Source organism: Corynebacterium aurimucosum ATCC 700975 (genome assembly GCF_000022905.1).
GTDB lineage: Bacteria > Actinomycetota > Actinomycetes > Mycobacteriales > Mycobacteriaceae > Corynebacterium > Corynebacterium aurimucosum_F.
Map to the genome: position 1 here is coordinate 1,486,726 of NC_012590.1, position 18,042 is coordinate 1,504,767.

General features: G+C 57.0%; 12 protein-coding genes, 3 pseudogenes and 2 other annotated features (1 of these 17 only partly in view). Of the genes and pseudogenes, 1 reads left to right on the forward strand and 14 read right to left on the reverse strand.

The features are described from left to right. Positions 1 to 105 (reverse strand) — a sequence feature (16S ribosomal RNA rRNA prediction is too short) (it extends 527 nt beyond the left edge of the window). Between the two features lie 24 nt (positions 106 to 129). Continuing rightward, positions 130 to 1,334, forward strand: a pseudogene (locus CAURI_RS06990) (IS3 family transposase); the annotation flags it as partial. Next, positions 1,323 to 2,305 (reverse strand) — a sequence feature (16S ribosomal RNA rRNA prediction is too short). Its footprint overlaps the pseudogene before it by 12 nt. 245 nt (positions 2,306 to 2,550) lie before the next feature. Here CAURI_RS06990 and CAURI_RS06995 read toward each other — a convergent pair. The 14 genes and pseudogenes from CAURI_RS06995 to argJ all read right to left on the reverse strand — a co-directional run bounded on the left by CAURI_RS06995 (position 2,551) and on the right by argJ (position 17,987). Beyond that, positions 2,551 to 3,744, reverse strand: a pseudogene (locus tag CAURI_RS06995) (IS3 family transposase). 494 nt (positions 3,745 to 4,238) lie between these two features. Then, positions 4,239 to 5,498: a tyrosine--tRNA ligase gene (gene tyrS / locus CAURI_RS07005; RefSeq protein WP_010190028.1), complete on the reverse strand. Its 1,260-nt coding sequence runs from the start codon at positions 5,496 to 5,498 to the stop codon at positions 4,239 to 4,241. Positions 5,499 to 5,535: 37 nt separating this feature from the next. Further along, on the reverse strand, positions 5,536 to 5,715 hold the full coding sequence (locus CAURI_RS07010; RefSeq protein ID WP_010190039.1) for a Trm112 family protein: 180 nt from the start codon (positions 5,713 to 5,715) through the stop codon (positions 5,536 to 5,538). Between the two features lie 11 nt (positions 5,716 to 5,726). Further along, positions 5,727 to 6,320, reverse strand: coding sequence for a hypothetical protein (locus CAURI_RS07015; RefSeq protein ID WP_010190042.1), 594 nt, complete (start codon positions 6,318 to 6,320; stop codon positions 5,727 to 5,729). A gap of 35 nt (positions 6,321 to 6,355) precedes the next feature. Further along, the gene (locus CAURI_RS07020) at positions 6,356 to 7,921 is read right to left on the reverse strand and encodes a vWA domain-containing protein (RefSeq protein WP_012715058.1); all 1,566 of its coding nucleotides are present in this window, start codon (positions 7,919 to 7,921) and stop codon (positions 6,356 to 6,358) included. A gap of 38 nt (positions 7,922 to 7,959) precedes the next feature. After that, positions 7,960 to 9,087: a hypothetical protein gene (locus tag CAURI_RS07025; RefSeq protein WP_010190044.1), complete on the reverse strand. Its 1,128-nt coding sequence runs from the start codon at positions 9,085 to 9,087 to the stop codon at positions 7,960 to 7,962. Positions 9,088 to 9,183: 96 nt separating this feature from the next. Then, positions 9,184 to 10,246 (reverse strand): annotated as a pseudogene (locus CAURI_RS14230) (amino acid permease). 303 nt (positions 10,247 to 10,549) lie between these two features. Continuing rightward, positions 10,550 to 11,974 carry an argininosuccinate lyase gene (gene argH, locus CAURI_RS07040; RefSeq protein ID WP_010190047.1) on the reverse strand — a complete coding sequence of 475 codons (1,425 nt, stop codon included), beginning with the start codon at positions 11,972 to 11,974 and terminating at the stop codon, positions 10,550 to 10,552. 32 nt (positions 11,975 to 12,006) lie between these two features. Further along, positions 12,007 to 13,221, reverse strand: a complete 1,215-nt coding sequence (locus CAURI_RS07045; RefSeq protein ID WP_010190050.1) for an argininosuccinate synthase — start codon at positions 13,219 to 13,221, stop codon at positions 12,007 to 12,009. 75 nt (positions 13,222 to 13,296) lie between these two features. Then, positions 13,297 to 13,782, reverse strand: coding sequence for an arginine repressor (locus CAURI_RS07050; RefSeq protein WP_010190051.1), 486 nt, complete (start codon positions 13,780 to 13,782; stop codon positions 13,297 to 13,299). A 4-nt stretch (positions 13,783 to 13,786) separates the two neighbouring features. Next, a complete protein-coding gene (gene argF / locus CAURI_RS07055) occupies positions 13,787 to 14,704 on the reverse strand; it encodes an ornithine carbamoyltransferase (RefSeq protein WP_010190052.1) in 918 nt (305 codons plus the stop codon). After that, positions 14,701 to 15,879 carry an acetylornithine transaminase gene (locus CAURI_RS07060; RefSeq protein ID WP_010190053.1) on the reverse strand — a complete coding sequence of 393 codons (1,179 nt, stop codon included), beginning with the start codon at positions 15,877 to 15,879 and terminating at the stop codon, positions 14,701 to 14,703. Before CAURI_RS07060 ends, argF begins: the two co-directional genes overlap by 4 nt. After that, positions 15,876 to 16,811, reverse strand: coding sequence for an acetylglutamate kinase (gene argB / locus CAURI_RS07065; RefSeq protein ID WP_010190054.1), 936 nt, complete (start codon positions 16,809 to 16,811; stop codon positions 15,876 to 15,878). The genes CAURI_RS07060 and argB overlap by 4 nt, the downstream gene beginning before the upstream one ends. A gap of 18 nt (positions 16,812 to 16,829) precedes the next feature. Then, the gene (argJ, locus tag CAURI_RS07070) at positions 16,830 to 17,987 is read right to left on the reverse strand and encodes a bifunctional glutamate N-acetyltransferase/amino-acid acetyltransferase ArgJ (RefSeq protein WP_012715061.1); all 1,158 of its coding nucleotides are present in this window, start codon (positions 17,985 to 17,987) and stop codon (positions 16,830 to 16,832) included. Positions 17,988 to 18,042: the final 55 nt, after the last annotated feature.

Below are 18,042 nucleotides of genomic sequence, written 5' to 3' on the forward strand. Positions count from 1 at the left end.
GTATGTCAAGCCCAGGTAAGGTTCTTCGCGTTGCATCGAATTAATCCACATGCTCCGCCGCTTGTGCGGTGAGGTTACCCTCGTTTAGTGGACACCCTATTTGTACGGATCTTGTGTCCGTAAGAGAGGATGTTCATTGTGAGTCAACAGCGCAAGAAGTACACGCCTGAGTACCGGCGTGAAGCCGCGAACCTGGTAATCGAGTCAGAGCGCCCGATTGCCCATGTGGCTAAAGAGATTGGTGTTTCCGCCGGGCTTTTAGGCCGGTGGGTCAAACTAGAGCGTGAACGCCGAGGAGCCTCGGATGGGATGAGTGAGGCTGATCTTCGTGCTGAGAATGCTCGTCTGCGCCGTGAGTTGGCGGAAGCCAAGATGGATAACGAGTTTTTGTCAAAAGCGACAGCCTTCTTCGCCGCGAAGCAACGCGAGCAGAAAAGTTCGAACTAATGCAGCAGGAGAAGGCGAACTACAGCATCAAGCGCATGGCACGACTATTAAAAGTATCTCGGTCTGGATACTACAAATGGGCCCATGTGCAGCAGAAACGACTATCCGGAAAGGATGATCGGGCAGCATTTTACGATGATGTTGACCGTAAGATTCATCAGATTTGGAAAGACTCTGATGAGGTTTATGGTGCTCCGCGGATCACCGCAGAGCTCGCCGAGCGCTACCGCATTTCGCTTAACCGTAAGACTGTGGCGAAGCGGATGCGCATGATGGGCATTGAAGGGATTTCACCGCGTGCCTTTGTCCCGGTGACTACAATCCAAGCCAAGCGTAAGTCGAGTCTTCCTGACCTGGTCAAGCGCATGTTTGATACTGGTGAGCTCAACCGGGTGTGGATGTCGGATATTACCTACCTTCGCACCGGTGAGGGCTGGCTGTATTTGTGCGCGGTCCGCGATGGTCATTCCCGCAGGGTATTGGGCTGGGCTATGGATAGCGTGCAAGACACAAGTTTGGTCGAACGGGCCCTGCGGATGGCGCATACACTGCGCGGTGATGTTCCTGATGGGCTGGTGTTTCACGCTGACCGCGGAACGCAATTTACCAGTGAGAAGCTCTGGGAGGTCTGCAGCAGACTGGGCATTGCTCAGTCTGTGGGGCGTACTGGTGTGTGCTTCGATAACGCGATGGCTGAGTCGTTCTGGTCGACGCTAAAGACTGAATTCTACGACCGTAAGCGCTGGGCGAGCCGTGATGCTGCACGCAAGGCTGTTGCCTACTGGATTGAAGTCGTCTACAACCGTCGGCGCCGGCACTCTGCACTCGGAATGGTCAGCCCCGTCGACTTCGAGAACCACGCCGGCGCAATCAACAGCAGAAAAGAAATAGCTGCCTAACCACTAGGTAGCTCCACTACGTGTCCACGATTTGCGGGCAACCCCAGCGGGCCCCCGTCAATTCCTTTGAGTTTTAGCCTTGCGGCCGTACTCCCCAGGCGGGGCGCTTAATGCGTTAGCTACGGCACAGAAGACGTGGAAGCCCCCTACACCTAGCGCCCACCGTTTACGGCATGGACTACCAGGGTATCTAATCCTGTTTGCTACCCATGCTTTCGCTCCTCAGCGTCAGTAACTGCCCAGAGACCTGCCTTCGCCATCGGTGTTCCTCCTGATATCTGCGCATTTCACCGCTACACCAGGAATTCCAGTCTCCCCTACAGCACTCAAGTTATGCCCGTATCGCCTGCACGCCCGAAGTTAAGCCCCGGAATTTCACAGACGACGCGACAAACCACCTACGAGCTCTTTACGCCCAGTAATTCCGGACAACGCTCGCACCCTACGTATTACCGCGGCTGCTGGCACGTAGTTAGCCGGTGCTTCTTATACAGGTACCGTCACATAACGCTTCGTCCCTGTCGAAAGGAGTTTACAACCCGAAGGCCGTCATCCCCCACGCGGCGTCGCTGCATCAGGCTTCCGCCCATTGTGCAATATTCCCCACTGCTGCCTCCCGTAGGAGTCTGGGCCGTATCTCAGTCCCAATGTGGCCGTACACCCTCTCAGGCCGGCTACCCGTCGACGCCTTGGTAGGCCATTACCCCACCAACAAGCTGATAGGCCGCGAGCTCATCTTGCACCGAAAAAACTTTCCAACCACCACACTAAAGGCAGTTCATATCCGGTATTAGACCCAGTTTCCCAAGCTTATCCCAGAGTGCAAGGCAGATCACCCACGTGTTACTCACCCGTTCGCCACTCGAGTACCCCAGCAAGCTGAGGCCTTTCCGTTCGACTTGCATGTGTTAAGCACGCCGCCAGCGTTCGTCCTGAGCCAGGATCAAACTCTCCACAAAAAAGGCCGTGAAAAGCCCAAACCTAGTCAAAAAGACAAACCAAACCATGCACAGCATGGACTGGCTATCCAAAAATTACATAAAGAAAAAATCCAAAAACCAACCCCCAACCCGACGGGGCAAAAAAGAGGCTGGCCTAGTTAGAAGATTTTAAACAATTATGCCCAAACAACTTATGTTATTTACAATGACGCCGCTTGAAAGAAAGGGCCTGACCCCCGGAAGGTAGACACGTCGGGGGTTAGCTATGCTGCTTGGGTCAGTGTAGCTGATGTGAGTTCTTCGAAGTCATCGGGGGCTAGAAGGTTGCACCAGGAGTGTCGTCTGCGCGTGTTGTAGCGCATGCACCATCGGAAGACTTCTTGGCGGCAGATGATGGGATTGTCAAAGACTTTCCGATCACGCAGAACTTCACGCTTTAGGGTGGCGTTAAATGATTCTGCCAGGGCATTATCGGCACTCGTTCCCACTGCTCCCATGGATTGGCGAACACCAAGTACAGCGCAGTGCTCTCTAAATGCTTGTGAGGTGTACACACTGCCGTGATCGGAATGGAAAATTGCCCCTTTAAGGCTTCCGCGGACTTTTCTGGCATGAGATAAAGCTTCGATAACCAGCGATACCCGCATGTGGTCAGCGAGTGCATGGCCGACGAGTTTGCGTGAGTAAACGTCAATGACCGTGGCTAGGTACATGTTCTTGCCGCCCTTACACGGCAGGTAGGTGATATCGCCTACGTAGACGTGGTTTGGCCTGTCAGCTGTGAATTTGCGGCCTATTAAATCTGGCATGACTCGACGGCCAGGCTTGCGCCTGGTGGTGATGCATCGACGCCGTTTAGTAAAGCCTTTTAGCCCCATGGATTTCATGATGCGTGCGACCTTCTTGTGATTGATCGGAGGAAAGTCCGTATCGTCGTTGAGGCTTGCAGCGATGCGTTTAGCACCATAAAGCCCGTGCTCATTATCGAAGATGGTCTTGATTCTCGCACCAATAAGGGCATCGGAACACGTCTTTAACCTGCGTTTTTCGCGGGTGTTGACCCATTTGTAGAACGAGGAGCGATTGAGCTTTAACACGTGGCACATCCGTGTGAGCCGAGTATTCGGTTCGGTGGTCATCGACAAACTGGAAGCGGATTACCAGCGTGTCTCTTCGGCAAAATATTTCGCGGCCTTGCGCAGGATGTCGCGTTCTTCGCGCAGCTTTGCGTTTTCTTTTTCTAGCTGGCGGATCCGCTCAGAATCGGTTGTCGCCTGAGTCTTGTCACGCATGGTCTTCGTGCGGGCACGTTTGCCGGTGCCGTACTGCTTGATCCAGGAATAAAGTGAGGAGCGATTGACTCCAAGCTCTGCTGAAGCCGCGTGAAGTGAGAGGTCCTCATTGTTTTCGTAGAGGGCCACAGCATCACGTTTGAACTGTTCGGAGTACCTAGGCATGGTGGTAGATTACCTTTCTTCCCAACCCAACTGGGCTGGATATCAGGTGTCTACCAAACAGGGGTCAGGTCCAAAAGCGCCATCCGGCATACACCAACCGTGCCATACATACGACACAACACGGCCAGAACAAAAAATCAACCAACAAAAAGTACATTGGCACACTATTGAGTTCTCAAACATCATTCGCGCACTCTTTGCACTGAATCTTTTTATTCACTGCTCTGAGCGGCTGGAGTTCATACTCTAGCCAACAAGTTTGAATCTTGTCAACTAGGAGTTAATCTCCGTGTCACCAGCTTCTCGCGGCGACCTCGATAAATATACACAGAGCTCCATATATCAACAAATCCGCTGGTCAACCACCCTATTTTCCCCTTTTGCTCCCTCGCTACGCTTTCTCACCTCGAAAACTACGAATCCCGCCGCAATACGCGACGGGATTAACCAATGCATAGTGGACGTTGGCGCGCCCTAACTAGTTGAGCTGGGCACTAGTTGAGCTTGGCACCAGCAAAGTTCTTCTTGCCACGACGAAGCACAAGCCACGCGCCGTGCAGCAAGTCCTCGGCGGCAGGCTCCCACTCATCAGATTCAATGCGCTGGTTATTGACGTATGCACCGCCCTCTTTGATGGTTCGACGAGCTGCACCCTTGGAATCGGCAAGGCCACAAGCAACCAACAGGTCCACAATGGTGCGCGGTTCACCAGCAGCAATATCAGCGACGGTAGTCTCAGACAGCGCGCCAACCAATGTCTGTTCATCCAAATCAGCGAGCTCTGCCTTACCGAACAAGGCCTGTGTGGCAAGCTTAACGGACTTCGTGGCTTCCTCACCGTGGACCAGATTGGTCATTTCTTGCGCCAGGCGGCGCTGTGCCTCACGACGGAAGGGCTCCTCGGCAACCTTCTGCTCGTACTCAGCGATTTCTTCCTGGCTCAGGAAGGTAAACCACCGCAAGTAGTCGATGACCACGGAGTCACCCGCGTTGAGGAAGTACTGGTACCAGGAGTACGGCGATGTCTTCTCCGGATCGAGCCAGAGCTTTCCGCCGCCAGTGGACTTACCAAACTTCTGCCCCTGGGCATCCGTCACGAGCGGAACCGTCAGGCCATGCACCTTGGCTCCCTTGACTCGTCGGTTGAGATCAACGCCAGAGACGATATTGCCCCACTGATCGCCACCACCGATCTGCAGAATACAGTCAAACTCATCGTGCAGATGAACATAGTCATTGGACTGCAGGAGCATGTAGGAAAACTCGGTGTACGAGATGCCATCAGACTCCAAACGGCGCTTGACGGTGTCACGGTCCAGCATCGTGTTGAGAGAAAAGTTCTTACCCACATCACGCAAGAAATCGATGACCGTCATCTTCGAAGTCCAGTCAGCATTGTTGACCATGGTGGCGGCGTTCTCGCCCGCAAAATCAATGAACTGACGCAGTTGCTTCTTAATGGCGACCATATTGTCGTTGATGGTCTCCTGCGAGAGCATGGTGCGCTCCCCTACGTCGCGCGGGTCACCGATCTGCCCCGTCGCGCCACCCGCCAGGGCAATCGGATGGTGGCCAGCCTTCTGGAAGCGACGAAGCATAATCATCGGTACGAGGTGGCCGGCGTGCAGCGAATCACCTGTCGGATCAAAACCGCAGTACAAGGTGATGGGTTCTTCGCAGGCCTCACGGAGTGCGTCGAGGTCGGTGGACTGGTTAATGAGGCCGCGCCACTGCAGTTCATCAATGATATTCATGAAGGCTCCTTTGAAAATCGATTCGTTCTTTTGAGATCTAGTTCTGGCGCGGCCACGGCGTAGCGTGGTCCACCAGCATGACGGGGATGTCGTTCTCAATGGGATAGGCCACGCCAAGACGTTCATTGACCAAGACCTGTTCCTCAGCCAGATACTTCAACGGACCTTTATCCTGCGGACACACCAAGATGTCAAGCAGTTGCGAATCGAGACTCATAAGCGCCAAGCTTACACTTCCCTAGATTCCACGGAAGGAAGGGTCCCACCATATTCGAGTTTGAGCGCCATAGAATGATTGCGCAGCTTGCGGACCGAGTTTTGGGAAATCGCCTCCTTGATTTGCTCCATTTCGCGGCCCAGGATGCCGAGCGATTCACTCATCTCCTCAACAGCAACCGGATCCTTCAGGTCTGTCACATCGAGGTAAGACTTCACCAGCTCCTTGGAGTGTTCTTCAATCATGTCGCGCACGAGGGCTTGCTGGTGCGGCGCCTCATCGAGCCGGTGCCAATTGTCCAACACCCACACCGCTGACTCATCGAAAGAATCCCACGCTCGTTGGACAGGACTAGGAAGCTTGTGCGCTGTAAAGGTGTACCGGACTTCCTCCAAGGTATGGATAAGCTCGCCTTCTCCGGCTTTGGGAGGCTCCAAAACCTTCTCCTGCCGCGGCGGCGTCACGAATCCAGCAGCCATACCTGTGCAGATTGCAACGACCGGCCACAGGAATCCCAAACCGCCGCCGCTTAACACATGGAGGACAACGACGAGCGCGGTAACCGCAACGCCGACGACAACTTTTCGCGAGTTCAGGGCGTTCATGTAGTGCAGATCCTCCTGGGAAAGGTGGAGTTGGTTTACTGGTAGGCACGAATTTCTTCGAATGCGGCAGCAAGGTCGCCGTTGAGCGCATCAAAAGTCTTGCCACCAGTGAGCTGAGCAAGTTCTTCCATCTCTTGGATATTGGCTTCACCATACAAGATGACAAAGACCGGAATCTCCTTTTTGTCCTCGGGCAGCTGCGCATAAGCGTCCTTGAACTGAGCAAATGTACGCCCGCGGGTAACTTCGCCGTCGGTCATGAGCACCACGGTGCCAATATCGCCGCCGCTGGTATCCACTTCATCGAAAGCGTTCAGGACGGCCTCAAAGGTCGCGGTATCGCCATCCGCAACGAGGCGTTCCACGCGGTCTGCAAGCTCCTTGGTGGTTGCCGGCTTATCCTTATCCACGCGTGCACGAGTTGGCTGCTGGGGCTCTGAAGAATACGGAATCAGCTTGATCTGCTCGCGATTTCGGAAGGCAACTTGGCCTTCGCCATCTGGGACGCCGTCAGCTGAGCCGTCGATAAGCGGGAGCAAACTACTCTTGAGTAGATCCATGCGCTCGCCTTCCATGGAGCCGGAGGTATCGAGGACCAAAGCTGTGTTTCCAGGATTGCGCAGTTCATGGGCAAAGGCAGCCTCCAGCGCATCAACGGTTTGCTCGTTTGCCGGGTAAGGCAGCTCAAAAACAGTGCCGGGCAAGTCAGAATTGTCTACTCGCAAATGGAAGCTTGTGAGCTTGTCTGGACGCTCCGCCAACCACTCGGCAAGCGCCTGTACTTTCGCTTCTGTATCTTTGTCCGAAGAGCTCGCCAAGGAAGACAACGGATAGTCAGCCGAAATCACTCCATCGGAGGGGATGACCACCTCTAGGTCTGCTCCCTCATCTTTGAGCTGGTAAAGCACAGATTCATAGTTAAAGATTGCATCGGCTTGCTCCGGGTGCTCGCGGAAGCGATCGGCCAACCAGCCAGAGGAACCCGAAGTCAAGGTTTGGTTGCCAAAGAGCTTCTGTACTTTGCCAGCGGATTGCTTGATGTCCTTTTCCGTGAGGGCGCGTCCTGTGTCCGCAAAAGCAGTCGTTGCTGCCGATAGTGCGGAGAAACCCGAATTTGAGGTAGAAGGATCCGTCATGCCAAAAGTTATTCCGGAGTCAGCGATTTCTTGCCACGTCGGCTGCTTGCTGGTCCAGCCTTGCGCTTGTGCCACAGAGGACTGCACGCCGAGAGCTATTGGGGAACGCGCCACGCTGTGTTCTCTTCCCAGCTGGCCATCTACACCGATAATGCGCGCATAGCGATTGGTGGCAAACCACGTCGCGTCATAGGTCCCTTCGAAACCACCTCGCTTAAGGGTACGGGAATTCGCCAGCGTTCCGTCCTCAGTGGTCATGGTGATGTCGAATCCGAGGTCTTGGGAGGCGTCGGCAAGCACGGGCTCCAGCGGTTCAAGCTCCGTTGCCGCCACAATTCTGAGACCACCGCTGAATGAATTCCCAGCGCCGGGTTTCTGAGAATCATCGAACAGTTCACCCATCGAACAGGACGTCAGCGCCATGGTGCCCACTAGTACGAGCAGCACTCTCAGTGACCGAAACATTCCCTCACAACCTTCCTGATGCTTGTTACTGCGGAGCCTTAATCAACGACCCGCAGAATTTCCTCGAAATCAGCCCACCGCAGCTGGCTATATTCTCCGCCATCCACGGGGATACTGTGATCGCTGGATGGATCAAATTTCGAGCTGAAGCCGGAGCCGTGTGTGCTGAGCCCGAGGCTCTCCGACACCGCAGGGATGCCGTCCTCATTCATTGCTTTAGCAAACAGCTCTCCCTCCTCAGTGCGAGGAATGACGATGCTGATCAACGTCGTTGGTGGATTCAGGGCTAGCGGTGTATAACGGGACAAGTCTTCGTCCTCATGGAGTAGGCGCACGTACTGATTAGTAGTTGCCAAGACCATGGGCATCTCCCCCTTATCCACCCGAAGAAAAGCATCGAGAATTCCCTGCTCGGTGGTCTCACTGTAGCCCTGTTCCGATACGAGACGCCGCATGATGTTATCAGCTTCCGCATCAATCTTCGCCTTGTCATCGCGTCCTAGCTCCCTCTCCGCGTAATCCTCCCCAACGGTGCGAATAAGGCGTGCGTAGCGCAATGCGGCAAAAGACTGACTTACCTGGGGCACTGCCACGTCCACGACGCGCGGCGAGCCGAAGGCTGGGCTAATGTCACGCCAGCGAGTGTTGTCCTGGGACATGTCCACCAAGGTCTCTACGTTCAACGAAGCTAGGTTGCCGGATTCCGTGACCAAATCGTGGTTCTTCATGTCCTCTACAAGCTCGCTATGCACCAGCACCAACAACTGATTGCCAAACACCATCGGAGAACCTTCATCCAGTTCCGCCAGCTCCGGGTTGGCATTGCGTAGGTCAGATACCCACGCAGCACCATTGGGGTCCGTCAGAATGAAGTCGTAGTCCTTGTCCACGCTGCTGCTGTGTTCAACGAAGTCCCCAGCCGGCACCACATCGAGTTCGACCTCAATGTTGTGTTTCTCTAAAGCCTCGAGCATGGCAGGGTCTTTAAAGGTGGCTTCCAGTTCTGGACTAATTGCGCCCGTGACAAGGGTCGTGTCCTTGAAAAAGTTGAATTTCGGCAGGGAATCTCCGCCACGCCCTACCGCGAGGGAGGCCACGGCGAGGACGATGAACACTGCGGCGATTACGAAGGATTTAGTACGCTTCGTCGACGATGTGCTGCTCATGATCTAAATCATAAAGTGATCTTCTTCTCATTGCTGGGTAAAGGAAGGGGTGAAGGGGGTAAAGCGGGAGCTCGCTATCCTGCCTCACCCAGTTCTTTAGAGAAGTGAAGGAACGTTCGCCACCAAAGAGTAGAGGTCCTTCGGGTCCTCAGGGTTAGCGATGATATCAATCTCGGACTCTAGGTCGGTGCTAGGTCGGTGCCCCGAACAGAATCACGTAGATAACGCAGAGCAGAGAAATCATTAATGGCGAATCCGACGTCATCAAAAAGCGTGATCTGCTCCTCGCTATCGCGGCCCGTGGCCTGGCCTGTCAGCACCTGATAGAACTCAACGACCGGGAAATCCTCCGGCTTCTGCTGAATCTCGCCCTCAATGCGAGTTTGCTCGGGAAACTCAACGAAGACTTTTGACTTGTCCAAAATCGAGCTTTCCAGCTCCGTCTTGCCGGGGCAATCACCGCCCACAGCGTTGAGATGCACGCCTGGGAGAACGTGACGCTCAGCCAGAATCTGGTTCTGCGCTTTATCCGCCGTGCAGGTGGTGATGATATCCGCGCCCTGCACGATAACCGCAGGAAGCAGACCATTCGGTAGCCAACCGCCGGCATCAACAATGAGGCTGAACCCAGTCGGATCACCATTCGGATGGCCTAGAATAACCACACCAATCGCCACGACCATGAAAATGATCAGCGCAACGATCTTGATCATGGAGAACCAGTACTCCAGCTCGCCAAAGATCTTCACCGAGAGCATGTTGAACAGCAGGATGCTACACACCACACCGAGAGCGAGCAACCATTGCGGGACGGCGTCAAGCCACGAGGTATATTGCCCAAACCACTTGATGTAGATCGCCACTGCGGTGCCATCTGCCACCAATGTCGCCGCCCAGTTTCCCCAGTAGAGCCAACCGGTCACGAAGGCGGTTTTTCGCCATAAAACTCACGCGCGTAGGAGACGAAGGAACCTGAGCTCGGGCGGTACACGATGAGTTCGCCGAGCGAGCGCAGAATGATGTAGCCGAAGAATCCACACACCAAGTACAAGACGGCGAGGAACGGTCCCGCCGTTTGTAGGCGCCCGCCGGTGCCGAGCAGCAACCCGGTGCCGATGGCAGAGCCAATGGCAATCATCTGCAGCTGACGGTTGCTCATCCCCTTCTGGAGGCCCTGGTCTTCCGAAGCATAGACCGCTTTCTCTTTCTCATGAGACTCCGTGTTGGGCGGCCGAAGTGTTTCAGTCATAAGGGAGATAGTCCTTTCCGAATCCGGAACGCGATGAAGCTTCGCATTCCCTAAGGAAACGTTATAGAAACCTTATGAGATACACCTCACATGTACCCCTGTTTTGTGGCGCACGACAACTATGTGCAGTGGAAAAGAGCGCTCTGCGTCACCCCCACATAAGAAAAGAACCGCATGGCCATAAGGACCATGCGGTTTAAGAAGCTGGCGGGTTTAGCGCAGCGGAATCTGCGCCCATTCGCGCGCGCCACGAGCACGCTCGCGAACCTTTTCGCGCTGTTCCACCACGCGGATACCGGCGGTGCCGCCCTTAGTGGAGCGCGACGCCACTGCCCCGTCAATGGTCAGCACCTCGCGAACCTCTGGGAGCAGGCGCTTGTCGACGCCCGCCAATTCCTCATCAGTGAGATCCACCAGGTCAACGCCGCGGGACTCTGCAATCTGCACGCACGCACCGGAGGCCTCATGAGCCTCGCGGAAAGGAACGCCTTGGCGCACCATCCACTCAGCCAGATCAGTGGCCAAAGTGAAACCGCGCGGTGCGAGCTCGCGCATGCGATCTTCGTGGAAGGTCAGGGTTTCGACCAATCCGGTCATCGCCGGCAGCAAGAGGTTCAACTGCGCCACCGAGTCGACGATGGGCTCCTTATCCTCCTGCAGATCACGGTTGTAGGCCAAGGGCTGCGCCTTAAGCGTTGCCAGCAGCCCGGTAAGGTTGCCGATGAGCCGGCCGGTCTTGCCGCGGGTCAACTCCGGTACGTCCGGGTTCTTCTTCTGCGGCATGATCGACGAGCCCGTGGACCAGGCATCATCCAAGGTGACATAGCCGTATTCCGGGGTGCACCAGTAGATGATCTCCTCGGATAGGCGCGACATGTCCACGGCAATCTGGGTAAGGACGAAGGCCGTTTCGGAAGCAAAGTCCCGTGCTGCCGTGCCATCCAGAGAGTTCTCTGCGGAGGAGTCGAAACCGAGCTCCTCGGCGATAGCCTCCGGGTCCAAGTGCAGCGAGGAACCAGCGAGTGCACCCGAGCCATAAGGAGACACGGCTAAGCGCTTGTCCAGATCCTGGAGGCGCTCAATATCACGCAGCAACGGCTGGGCGTGTGCGAGCAGCTCGTGCGCTAGCAGAACTGGCTGTGCTGCTTGGGAGTGGGTCTTGCCCGGCATGATGGCATCCGGGTGAGCCTCGGCCTGATCAGCCAGGGCTTCCACCAAGTCGGTGACTTGGAGCGCGATATCGCGGATGGCATCACGAATCCACATCCGGAACAGGGTGGCTACCTGGTCGTTGCGGGAACGTCCAGCGCGCAGGCGTCCACCAACCTCGGGGCCAACAATGTCGATGAGCCCGCGCTCCATCGCGCCGTGGACGTCCTCGTCTGTCGGCAGCGGGGTGAATTCACCAGAAGCAACCTTCTCCCCTAGTTCGCTCAGGCCGTTGAGCATGGTGTCCAGGTCGGCGTCGGACAGCAGTCCGGCCTTGTGCAGGACCTTAGCGTGAGCCTTGGAGGCCAGCACATCATACGGGGCGAGGACCCAGTCGAAGTGGGTGGATACGGACAGGGCAAACATCGCCTCGGAAGGGCCGCCCGAAAAGCGGCCTCCCCACAACGCGCCCTCGTTAGTCTTGTGCATCGTTTCCATATCTTGACCTTGGCTGTGCTGGTTTACTTGCCTGTGGGGAAACCGCCGTCGCGGTCACGCTGGTTGGAGATCTGCGTCGACAGACCGTGCAGCTGGACAAAGCCCTTGGCCGCAGTCTGATCGAAGGTATCACCGGTGTCATAGGTGGCCAGGTCGAAGGAGTACAACGACTGACCAGAGCGACGGCCATTGACGGTGGCGGTGCCGGCATGCAGAACCATGCGAATATCGCCGGTGACGTTCTCTTGGGTGGACTCGGTGAAAGCATCCAGGGAGCGCTTCAGCGGCGAGAACCAGAGACCATCGTAGACCTCCTCGGACCAGCGGGCGTCCGTGAGGCGCTTGTAGCGGGCCAGCTCACGCTCCACGGTGACATCTTCCAGCGCCTCGTGGGCCTTGATGAGCACCATGGCGCCAGGAGCTTCGTAGACCTCGCGGGACTTGATGCCCACCAGGCGGTCCTCCACCATGTCGAGGCGGCCAATACCCTGCGCACCGGCGCGGCGGTTGAGCTCCTCGATGGCCTGAAGGACGGTCACCGGCTTGCCGTCGATAGCGGTGGGAACGCCCTTGTCAAAGGTGATGGTCACCTCGTCCGGGGCATTGCCCAGGTCCGGCTGCTCGGTATAAGCGTAGAGATCCTTTGTCGGCGGGTTCCACAGATCCTCCAGGAAGCCGGTCTCGACCGCACGGCCCCACACGTTCTGGTCAATCGAGAACGGGGACGCAGCGGACTGCTCGATCGGAAGGTTGATTTCCTCAGCGAAGGCAATCGCCTTATCACGGGTCCAGGCGTAGTCACGCGCCGGCGCAATGATTTCCAGTGCCGGATCCAATGCGCGGAAGGAGACCTCGAAACGCACCTGATCGTTACCCTTGCCCGTGCAGCCGTGCGAAACATGGGTACCACCGTGGGCCTGAGCGGCCTCTACAAGGTGTTTGACAATGAGCGGGCGCGAGATAGCAGACACCAGCGGGTACTGCTTCATGTACATACCGTTCGCCTTGATGGTGGGCAAGCAGTACTCTTCTGCGAACTCATCCTTTGCATCGACAACGATGGACTCGACAGCACCGCAGTCGAGAGCACGCTGGCGCACAGATTCCATATCCTCGCCGCCCTGCCCAAGGTCAAGGGAGACAGCGATAACCTCGCCGCCAGTCATCTTGGCCAAGTAGGGAATGGCGACGGAAGTATCCAGACCGCCAGAGTAGGCAAGCACAACGCGTGCAGTCATAATAGTTTGCTCCTTTAAGACAGACAGGTGCTAAAAATTGAACTGATTTATATTATACAGACTTACGTATAAATGTTAAATGCCGCGGCTGGTGAGCTTTTCTGCAAGCTCACGGCCTCCTAGTCCTTCACGCGCTAGGACAAAGATGGTGTCATCGCCTGCAATACAACCCACCACATCTGGCAGGCCCACACGATCAATGAAGGATGCTAGGTACTGGGCAGCGCCCGCGGGCGTGCGGAGCATCGCGATATTGCCGGAGAAATCGTGGGAGACCACGAGTTCATCGAGCATGCGGCGCAGCTTCTCGCGCGGACCGTTGAGCTGGTCTTCGAATTGCTCCAACTCGCCGCCCACCACGTAGAAGGACCGGCCACCATCGCGTTTTACTTTCTTGGCGCCCAGCTCATCGAGGTCACGCGACAAGGTGGCTTGCGTGATGTCGATTCCCTCATCGAGCAAGAGCTCGGAGAGCTGGACTTGGCTCGTGACCCGTGTGCGGTCAAGAATCTCCAAGATCTTTGCTTGGCGGGCATTGCGCGTCGTTGGGGTTGTCGTCATTCGCTTAGTTCTCCTCCTGAGCTGCAAGAAGCCACACGAGCAGCGCCTTCTGTGCATGGAGACGGTTCTCCGCCTCGTCAAAGACACGGGACTGTGGTCCGTCAATCACCTCAGCGGTCACTTCGTTGCCGCGGTAGGCCGGTAAGCAGTGCAGGAAGATTGCTTCTTCCTTGGCACGGGACATAACCTCTGGGGTGACCTGGTAAGGCAGGAACGGGGTGCGACGGTCCTTGCCGTCATCTTCCTGCCCCATGGAAACCCACGTGTCGGTGATAACAACGTCGGCGCCGTCGACGGCCTCGAGAGAATCAGTCACGGTCACCGTGCCGCGCTTCCGGGCACGTTCCACAAACTCCGGCTGCGGCTGGAAACCTTCCGGCGCAATGATCGTCATCTCCATGCCCGCGGTGGCAAAGCCCAACATATAGGAGTTAGCCATATTGTTGTTGCCATCACCCAGGTAGACGGCCTTGCGGCCAGCTAGGTCACCGAAATTCTCGCGGCAGGTCACCAAATCCGCCAGGATCTGGCAGGGGTGCAGATCCTCGGACAGCGCATTGACGATGGGTACCGTCGCGGTTTCAGCCATTTCCAACAAATTCTGGTGCGCATAGGTGCGCCAGACAATGGCCTCGACAAAACGGGAGAGCACGGCTGCGGTGTCTTGGTATGTCTCGCCCTTCCCCATCTGTGTGGACTTAGTTTCCGTGACGATGGCGTGGCCGCCCAGGTGAGCGATTCCTGCCTCGAAGGAAAAGCGCGTGCGCGTCGACGTCTTATCAAAAAGAACCGCGACTGACTTCGGGCCCTCCAAAGGACGCTCGGCAAAAGGTTCCTTCTTCAGCTTCAATGCCAGATCGAGGACCTCCGCTTGCTCCTGCGGTGTGAGGTCATCATCGGCCAAGAAATGGCGCACGCTCATCCAATATCCTCCAGTACCTTATGCAGGCGCTCCACAGCCTGCGCGAGTTCTTCATCGGTAATCACTAGCGGCGGGGTCAAGCGCACGACCTCGCTACTTGGGGCGTTGAGAATAAGACCGTGTTGCAGGCCCGCAGCCACAACGTCCTTAGCCACCGACTTATTTAATACAACTCCTAGCATAAGCCCTCGGCCCCGGACAGACTGCACAGCCGGAGATTTAGCCAGCTCGGTGCGTAGCCACTCGCCCTTGCGGGTGACCTCGGCGAGGAAGGGGTCGTCGACAAGCTCCAGCACCGTCGCTGCCGCCGCACAGGAGACGGGATTGCCGCCGAAGGTCGTGCCGTGCGAACCCGGAGTGAAAAGGCCTTTGGCCTGACCACGAGCAATGGTGGCGCCAATCGGCATGCCCGCGCCCAAGCTCTTGGCCATGGTGATGACATCCGGAAAGACGTCCTCATGTTGGAAGGCAAAGAAATCGCCGGTGCGCCCCACACCCGTTTGCACTTCATCGACGATCATGAGGATCCCGTGTGTGGTGCACAGCTCGCGCACTGCGCTCAAGAATCCATCGGGCGCCGGAATCACACCGGTCTCCCCTTGGATGGGCTCCAAGATGATGGCGGCGGTATCCTCCGGGTTTTGCTCCACCAGCGTGGTCAAATAATCAATATCGCCGTAGGTGTAGAACTCCACTCCGCCTGGGAAAGGTTCGAAAGCCTTGCGCTTGGAAGGTTGCCCCGTCATGGCGAGAGAGCCCATCGTCCGGCCATGGAAACCATGATGTGCGGCGAGAATGCGGCGGCGCCCCGTCAGGCGAGCCAGCTTAAAGGCAGCCTCATTGGCTTCCGCTCCGGAGTTGGAGAAGAAGACGCGGGCATCGGTGTCCCCCACCTTCTCCAAGAGCTTTCCTGCCGCCTCGACGACGGGTTTGCTGGCAAAGAGATTGGAGACATGCCCCACGGTCGCCACCTGAGTGCTCACCGCTTCGACGATGGCCGGGTGGGCATAGCCCAGCGAGTTCACCGCAATGCCGGCGAGCATATCGATGTATTCCTTACCGTCTTCATCAGTCACCGTGGCTCCCTTGCCAGAAACGATGGCCACGGGTGGGGTGCCATAGGTGTTGCTTAACACCTCTCCCCAACGTTGCGTCAGTGTGGTCTGCGCAGTCACTTGTTATCGTCCTTCCTGAAGACAGTACCTTCTGGGTAGTCCTCACGGTTGTAATCATTGGGCAGCACCATCGTGCCGATGCCGCCCGTAGTAAGCAGCTCCAGCAACACGGCGTGAGCGATACGCCCGTCGATGACATGGGCGGCGCTCACACCACCCTCGACGGCCATGAGGCAGGACTCCATCTTCGGAATCATGCCCGAATCCAGGCCCGGGAGAAGAGTCTTGAGCTTGTCAACCTCAATTTTCGACACCAGGGAATCGCGGTTGGGCCAATCGGTATACAGACCCTCCACATTGGTGAGGATAACCAGGCGTTCGGCGCCTAGGGCTCGTGCCAATGCACCGGCTGCGATGTCCGCGTTGATGTTGTAGACCTCGCCGTCATTTCCGGGCGCGATGGTGGACACCACGGGGATGCGCCCAGCCTCGATGATGTCCATGACGGCAGAAGGTTCGACGCTGACAATGTCCCCTACCATGCCGATATCGGTGGGCTCACCGTCGACCTCAACGAGCCGCTTGCGGGCTTTAAACAACCCAGCATCCTCACCGGAAGTTCCCACGGCATAGGGCCCATGGGAGTTGATGAGGTTGACCAGACCGCGACCCACCTGGCCGAAAAGAACCATGCGGACCACGTCCATGATTTCCGGGGTGGTCACGCGGAAACCGCCCTTGAATTCTCCTTCAATGCCCAGCTTGCCCAGCATCTCATTGATCTGTGGGCCCCCGCCGTGCACCACCACGGGCTTAGCGCCCACGGTGCGAAGGAAAACCATGTCAGCGGCGAAGGCGGCCTTGAGCGAGTCATCCACCATCGCGTTGCCTCCGTACTTCACGACGACGATCTTGTCGCGGTAGTGCTGCAGCCACGGCAAGGCTTCCGCGAGCACGGTGGCGCGGTCTACATTGCTGAGTCCCTGAATCATCTTTCCTCCCTACTTCTCTTAGGAGCTGTACGCGGAGTTGATTTCCACGTAGTCGTGGGACAAGTCGGTGGTACGCACAAAGGCAGTACCGCTTCCTCCGGTTCCGAGGTCCACGCGCACGTCAATGTCGGCGCCAGAAAGGTCGACATCGCGCGCGCCGGGCGCACCGGTGGACTTAACACACACGGCCTGGTCGTTGAAGAACACGGAAATATTCTCCGGGTCCATATCGGCATCCGCCATGCCCACTGCGGCGAGCACGCGGCCCCAGTTGGGATCCGAGCCGAACATCGCGCACTTGAAGAGGTTGTCGCGCCCCAACGTCCGCGCAGCGTTCAGCGCCTGCTCATCGGTGCTTGTTCCCTCCACGGTGATCTTTACGCGCTTGGTCACGCCTTCCGCGTCTGCCTGGAGCTGATCCGCGATATCGGAGCACACCTCTAGGACCGCTGCATCCAACTCCTCCTGGCTCGGTTCTACACCGGAGGCACCAGAGGACAGGATGATGACGGTGTCGTTCGTTGACGTCGAACCGTCCACATCGAGCGTGTTGAAGGTCTGATCACTGGCTGCCTGCAGGGCGGAGTGCAATGCTTGCGGGGAGGCCACAGCATCCGTGGTCACGCATACCAGCATGGTGGCCAGCGAGGGAGCCATCATACCCACGCCCTTGCCCATCGCGCCCATGCTCCAGCCGTCGGACTCGACTACTGCTTCCTTGGTTACTGTATCGGTGGTCATGATGGCCTCTGCCGCGGCCTGACCGTGAGCCTTATCCGCACCCAAGTCCCCGGCAACCACCCCGATGCCTGCTAGGGCCTGTTCCATGGGCAGTGGTTCTCCGATGAGGCCCGTCGAGCACGCAGCAATGTTGCCTACAGGAATACCCGTGTGCTCGGAAACAGCGGCAACCATCGCCGCGGCGTCCTTGTCCCCCTGCTCGCCGTTGCAGGCATTAGCGTTGCCGGAGTTATAAATAACTGCTTGGAGTGTGCCATCGGCTACTGCTTCGCGGGAAAGCTTCACGGGTGCGGCCACCACGCGGTTGCGGGTGAAGACCGCAGCGGCGTCGAAATTCGGCCCCTGGTTAACCACGAGTGCCATATCAGGCTTTCCCGAGGGCTTAATCCCAGCCCTCGTGGCCGCTGCCAGGAAACCTGCGGGTGCGGTGATCATTTTTATTCTCTCCTTGTCTTAGCAGAACGGAAGTCCTCATGGAATTGCATAGCGC